This is a genomic window from Alistipes sp. An66, assembly GCF_002161445.1.
GTDB classification, from domain to species: Bacteria; Bacteroidota; Bacteroidia; order Bacteroidales; family Rikenellaceae; genus Alistipes; species Alistipes cottocaccae.
The window spans coordinates 1-6,795 of record NZ_NFHT01000033.1; the positions used below are offsets into that span (position 1 = coordinate 1).

General features: G+C 40.0%; 2 protein-coding genes and 2 pseudogenes. 2 read left to right on the top strand and 2 right to left on the bottom strand.

Translation table 11 applies throughout. The annotated features are described in order from the left end of the window. Positions 1 to 1,935: 1,935 nt before the first annotated feature. Both B5G16_RS12240 and B5G16_RS12245 read right to left on the bottom strand, forming a co-directional pair. On the bottom strand, positions 1,936 to 2,757 hold the full coding sequence (locus tag B5G16_RS12240; protein ID WP_239406115.1) for a hypothetical protein: 822 nt from the start codon (positions 2,755 to 2,757) through the stop codon (positions 1,936 to 1,938). Further along, positions 2,747 to 4,174, bottom strand: coding sequence for a hypothetical protein (locus B5G16_RS12245; protein WP_143260908.1), 1,428 nt, complete (start codon positions 4,172 to 4,174; stop codon positions 2,747 to 2,749). The genes B5G16_RS12240 and B5G16_RS12245 overlap by 11 nt, the downstream gene beginning before the upstream one ends. Positions 4,175 to 5,141: 967 nt before the next feature. Between B5G16_RS12245 and B5G16_RS12935 the strand changes: the two are divergent. Both B5G16_RS12935 and B5G16_RS12255 read left to right on the top strand, forming a co-directional pair. Then, positions 5,142 to 5,402 (top strand): annotated as a pseudogene (locus B5G16_RS12935) (transcriptional regulator); the annotation flags it as partial. Beyond that, positions 5,387 to 6,628, top strand: a pseudogene (locus B5G16_RS12255) (type II toxin-antitoxin system HipA family toxin). The pseudogenes B5G16_RS12935 and B5G16_RS12255, both read left to right, overlap by 16 nt. The last annotated feature ends 167 nt before the right edge of the window (positions 6,629 to 6,795 follow it).

A 6,795-nucleotide genomic window follows, 5' to 3' on the forward strand; every position in this document is an offset into this window, starting at 1 on the left:
ATCAGTACAGGCATCGGGTAGAGCCAGCTCTTCGATCCAAAGTCTTTTTTCATATTGCTTCGTGAAATTAGTCCGTAAATTTTACGAAAATTACAAGAATTTAACGACTCGACAAAATTTGAATCTTGATGTGAAACGGATATCTTGAAGTTATTTTCCTGAGAACAGGCGACTCACGGATATTGTTGGCGGATTTGTAAAGATAGTTATCTCATTTATTCCTTTCCCTTATTTTGACTTTTTTAATGAGCGTGTATGAATACAGGGATAAAGTAAAGGTACCGAATCCAAGGAAAAATGTGCGATTGTTGCCGATTTTAATGTATTCCTGATTTCCGGTTATAGATCTTGCTGACGACCTGAGACAGGTCTTCCGTACGGGAGACTGGAACTATGCCGTGGACCCGGCCTGGGACGAGGGGCAGCGATTCTGTGCCAAATGTGGCAGGTATTACAGAAGTATAAGGAGACGCTGTGAGGACGCTTCCTACAAGGCGTATTTCACTTATCTGAACTACGACCACTGCACCCAGTCTATGATCTACACCTCAAACTGGAAATAGCTGTTGCAGAGTGACTTCTGGAGAGTTATGAGGATGCACGTGGCTATGTCTAATGAGGAATAGGTCATACTGTTTATGGGAAAGACAACTATGGATAAGAAGTCTTCCCTGAGGCAGGTTCTAAAAATCGACTTTGACAGGAATCTGTTCCCTGATGAATAGAAACGCTCATTGACAGGCATGCCTGCCAATGGAGTAACGTATAATATATTTGCAAAACTAAGAAGTCTGAAGGTTCATTCCATACACACTGAATGCAATACTACCGTTGTTGAGTTCGTCATAAGAAAAGAAGGCATCGAGACAGATGCGACTGTAGTAGTATCTGAATGTCTGACTGACAAGGCGACCTTTGCCTCTTGTCGTCCAGCTCGGTCCCGTTGTAAAGGCACCACTGACTAGCAGCTTCATTCAGAGTCGGCTCATAACGGTCCGTCTTCTATATCCACTGACGCATGTTGTTTGTCTTTGAGATCCCGGCTACATCATCAAAGTATCACAGCTCTTGATAGTGCCTGAAGGAAATATTCCATCTTTGCATTTGGCAATGCAGTCACATAGCTGAGATATTGAGTATGGTAGAGCACAGACAGCCACAATCGCTTTAATCATTTCTCCTGTATCTTTATCGATTGTCACTTGCAAAGTCGAACTGTATTTTACGGTCAGGTTCGTGTACATTATGGTACTTGTAGTCATGATTCTTTTCGTATTCCAGGGATCGCCTTGAACTGTAACCATATTTGTCTATACTCTTCATATATGTTATATGTCATGTGCTTGTGCGTCATATCCTTTGCATAGTCTTCAATGTTCTCCTACATGAAGGCATATCTGTCGGTGTTTCTGCTGCGATGCTCCTCGCTTTTTAGCATGATTGTCTGCAGTTACGTATCGTTCAAGGCAAGGAGATCTATATACTTCTTCCGGATGCTTCTGCACGATCTTAATAGTTCTTCAAAGATGTGCGACTGAGTTTCAGTTTACGTTCCATTTCGCGTAGTGATGTCCCGCGTGAAAACTCGTGGATAATAACTATGATGTCTGTCTCTGTCGTTTTTATATTTGCCATGGGCCCCGTGGTATTGCCATTATCACAATGCATCGTCAAACCGTTTGCGACCATCTCGAGGAAACCACCGTTTATAGCACTTTGAAATGTACCACCTATAGCGGAATCAAATGTACTTTCCCCGTTAACCAGCAGTGCCTGTATAATTAGGGTACATTTAAAGCATTACAGTCGAAATATAGTTCGAAATATCAATTAGCTATGATATTTTGCCATGTTTTGTGGTACAAACATTATTGAAATAAACAATGTGAAAATGAAGCAGTAAAATAACGAATCTCTAGAATGTTATCGACATTATCACTTGTCCCTATTAGTAGAGCATTCTTCGACTGCCAGATAGTAATCAATCAATTTTAGTATGCTTTTAATAGGTGTTACATATAAAGATTGTTTGCCATCTACAACTTCATTAAGCATTCCAACCAAATTACCATCTTCATTAAATACAGGAGAACCACTAAGGCCCTCCCAATCAGATAGTATCACATTTGAGGGATTTTCCAATACGCTTAACCCCAAGCATTGAGTACCTGTATATGTGATTCTTTCCCTGAAAGTGTTTGTCCTGTTCATTACTATTCCACTAATCTTATTCCTAATGCATCCGGTAATCACATATTCTTTGCTGATATCCAAATCAGCGGTGAGATCGGCGTTGATAAACAGTTTCAGTTCTCCTTCGTGCACCCATATTGAACCATCGTAGCCATACAATCTATCTGTGAGAATAGGCAACATAAAGTCATTCTTTAGTTCTGCAAAAGTCACATCCTTCAATTCTGTTAATTCTGGCATATTAATATCGAACACATCGTAATAAATAAAACCAGACGCTGTTATTAGCCTCATACTTAATGGATTGCTCGGATCTGAATAATTGCAAATAATACCAACGCCATAATCAATGCCCTTACGTTCGCCTTCGCTATAGTCGTCCTCCATATGAACATTGTGATCACATGTGACCAAAAATCGATGGCCTTTATACATCAATAAGAAGCCGCTTCCCCAACCTTCAATATCCGGATTAAGAGCTTTATTGGGAGTCAACATCACAATTTGCTGCGAAGCTTTCCAGAAATACTCTGCGAGCGTCATTTGTAAATTGTTATTCGTCATCTTTGCTATTTTTTAATAAACTGTGTTTGAACTTGGCCGTTTTTACTTCTTCCAAAAAATCGTCGTCAAGTAAGAATGGATTTGCAAGTCTTTCAATAAACAGGCGTACATAGTTTTGTGAATTCACCATATCAATAAATTCATATGGAATACCGCCTTCCTGGTAAGCAGGGAATTCTTCAAGTTCTTTGGCGGAATGTGTTCTAATGTACTCGTAATCAATACGTGCATATTCAAAGAATAACTGTCTGAATATTCCAGTTAAATGAATATCCAAATTGTCGCTCAAATAATCTTCGTCGTTATCAAGAAGAGTCTCCCACGTAAAATCACAATGTTCTTTTGAAACATAGTCTCTTTCAAATGTCTGTGTCAGGAAGTTAGGGACCTCAAACCCGATTTCGTCAAGTTTACTTGCCCATGTTTCTTCAAGATTCTCAAGATAGTTCTCGTCTGTATTAATGCTACTCGCCTTCGATGCAAGCGAAGGCAGAATATCGAGCATATTCACTCCAAGCTTATTGATCCTATTAGCAGGCTTTTTTGTGCAGTTATGTGTAATATCTGATAAGAATCTTTCACGAGTCACTTTGTAGGGATTAACTCCGGCAAGGACAATAGCATTCATGTCGAAACCTGTTTTTGCGAATTCCGGAATTAACTGTGCGCAGTAGACAAAACCATGAATGCCTCTTTCTTCCATAAGTAGAGCTGCAATAGAAGAAACTTTATTGAGGCGTTTATACATTTCGGGTGTTGGCTTTTTCCCAGGCTTTGGAGACCATTCGTCAGGAAGAGACTCCCACACAATCTTACTGACCGAAATATTTTCTCTATTGAAACATGAGTAACTTAAATCCTCAAACACTTTTTTATCTGGAATCCAGAGCTCTAATTTTAAAGTATTAATATCATCATCTTCATATTTTGGAATGAGCAAACACACTTTATTGTTGTCATAAATAAGTGTGTTGATTGTGGCCTGTTCGACGATTCTTTCGCCTACTGGTGAAATGAGAACATAGATAATGTCACCTCCAGACATTGGCGTAAATTTGGTTCGCAAATAACTGCCATACGCGAGCAACTCAGTATATGCTTCACGTGCTGTCTGATCTGACTTTTTCAACTCAATGACAACAATTCCATCATCACCGCATCGATTAGCAAGGAAGTCCGCCCTCATCGTAGATTGTCCTTCCTCGGTTAGTGACACTTCGCAACCAAAGAAACCGATGTCGCTCATTGTCTCCCACAATTTTTTGTAACGGTCAATGACCATATTGTATAAAACATCCGAGGGAGAGGCATATGTCGGATTCTCAAATTTTACTTTTGAGAATTGAGGCGTCACCAACAAGTCGGCAAAGTTTTCACGCTTTTCCCAAATATAGTTTTGTATTTGTTTCTCGGTCATAGATATAGATGATGAATTAACATACAAATTTAAGACAATAGCACGACATGATTGATAGAATCGGTCATAAAAGCGATATCGTATACGAAAAAACTTCCGACCTCGCATTGCTGCTGAGGTGGAAGCGTTTCATAGGTTTAGACTTACTCTGCGAGTTTTGCGTAACCCATTATTTCGTCAGACTTTTCACCGGTAACGGTGTTGACGTAGGACCATTTGAAGAAGACCATCGGAGCAGCAGCGGTAGGTGTGCCGTTCTTTGTATCGTAAGCGGCCTTGAGGTTAATTGCAGTGGCTACAGAAGTGTAAGGAACTGCGAATGAAGCAGCCTTACTTAAGATCTAGTAATACCGTTACCCTGAGGAACAGAAGCTTGAATGATGAGTCTGATGTTGGCTATAGAAGAAGAAATGCTTGCAGGCTGCAGAGTCATCGCACTGGCACTAAGAGTGATAGTAGCGTTTGCAGGAGCCTCGACCCCATCGAGAATTGGAGGGTTGGCTGCTGCAGAACTGCCGCAATACACAACCTATAGGTTATAGGTTAGAATTGGTGAGTTTGGCATAGGAGCCGAGGATTCGTTTACTAGCCTGAGAGAGCAAGCTCGTTCTATGAGCGGATTTGCGCATTGGAGAGAGATTTCCAGCTCAGGAAGAATCGCTTGAAAAAGGATCTCGCTGGAGATTGGTAGCTGGTCCTTACAGTACCACCAGTGCCTATGTTGCGGATGTACTTATGGCTGCGAACTTATGCGACGGTCACGCCTTTGGACGAACCTGTCATCTCCTCGAGTGCAAATATACGTCATAACTGGATGAGTCTTAAATATAATATTTTATATTCTTGCGATTTTTCACCTATAATACATTTAAATAGATAAAAAGTAGTATAATTACATATTATATGATAAGTTAAAATGTTAAAGAATACAATGGGAACTAAGTTGCCCCGAAAGTTGGTGCAGTAAGTGTCGGTTGAGGGAGAATAGATTAAACTGGCTCGCTTGCGCATGAATTTGAATATGGTTCAAAAGACTGAATGTACCACCGGTTCTCTATTGACTGTGTCCCGAATAGAAAAAAGGTGTATCGACAGTAGCAATCGGAATCTATTTGCGAGTGCTGTATGCTTTACATGACGATGATATTCTGTGGCTGGCCGAAGAAGATAAGTTGGGAAAACTTTGCAGGATTTGAGTTTGAAGATTAGGGTATGTGTATCAAAAGAGGAGGAAATGATGAAATTTATGTTGATTTTGATTGGTTCAAGGAAACAGGATTTGTTGGCGAGTTAGGCTATGAATCTCTTCGTGATTCAGACAGCTATTGCTTTACTATTAGCAATGAGTGGTTGAAAAAACACAGAGATTTGTTCTTGAGTGATGATCTCAATAATTATCCAGGATAGCAATATACGTAACCGGAGAAAGATATATTCGGATGTTTTTCGGATGCTTGTCTGATTGTTTGGGCCGAACGCTGTTGTTGCGACATGAACAGATTGCAGTGATGGAAGAACGGCGATCGGTACATGGATTGTCTTCCTTTGATTTTTTGAGTGGAATTGATGATTTTTCCCGAATGGGTGCATCCCGTTTCAAGTAGTCAAAAGACGGAGGATTTATAAATGTAAGCGTGTCGTTGAAAATTCCACCTCTGACGGATATAAAGGAGTTGATTGCAGTTAGGTTAGTGCGAAAATTGAGAAATGCGAAGAAGAAAATGTCCTGCCTGACAGGAAATAGGTTGCACAACTCGTGCAGCCCGGTTCCTTATTGGGGAGGGGTACAAGACCTAAAGCAAGTGTAATAGATACAGATAAAACGCTTCGTATAGCTAAGTTCTCTTCTCGTAAAGATGATTGCGATGTAGGACTTTAGGAGCATTCCAGGCACTTGCTTGCATCAAGGCTGGTATAGATGCGGCAACAACAAAGATACAGACTACAGGAGAGAAATACTACATCAAAGCGTTTTGATAGAACACAAGAAGGTAAACGGATTCATTTTACATCAGCAATGACTTTGTTAGGGACTGAAAGATGGAGATAATGCAGCAACAGGACATGTCTATTATTAGAACGCAATTTGCGGGAACTCTATCACCGTGTGGCTTGAATATCTGCATTGGTAATAGCGATGACCATTTCTGCAATCATGGTTCTCTTTTGACTGCAAAAGGCTGGACACTTTCTCCGGCATACAATATGAATCCTACTTTGAATGAGTATTAGAGTCTGCTTGTTTCATCGACCATCAATAAGGCAGAACTGGGGATTTTGCTTGATACTTGCGAAGATTATATGCTTAATCGCAAAATAGCAGAAAAGATTATTTTTGAGGTAATTGAAGTTGTAAAAGGATGGAGAGAAATGGCAACACGATTGAGTATTTCCAAGAGAAAGATGGAATTGTTTGCTGGAGTGTTGGATGCAAGGTGGAAAGATTGCGTTTAATTTGTGAAAATAGAATATTGTTAGTAATTTATTGCCATCCACTCTTTTAGATACTGTTCCCAAAAGTGTGTCTGGAGAAGGATAAATAAAAAAGTCTACAGATTTTTTAGATTTGTATAGGGAATCAACAAAAAACTAAAAAAGAGTAGACTTATGGTGTTGACAAA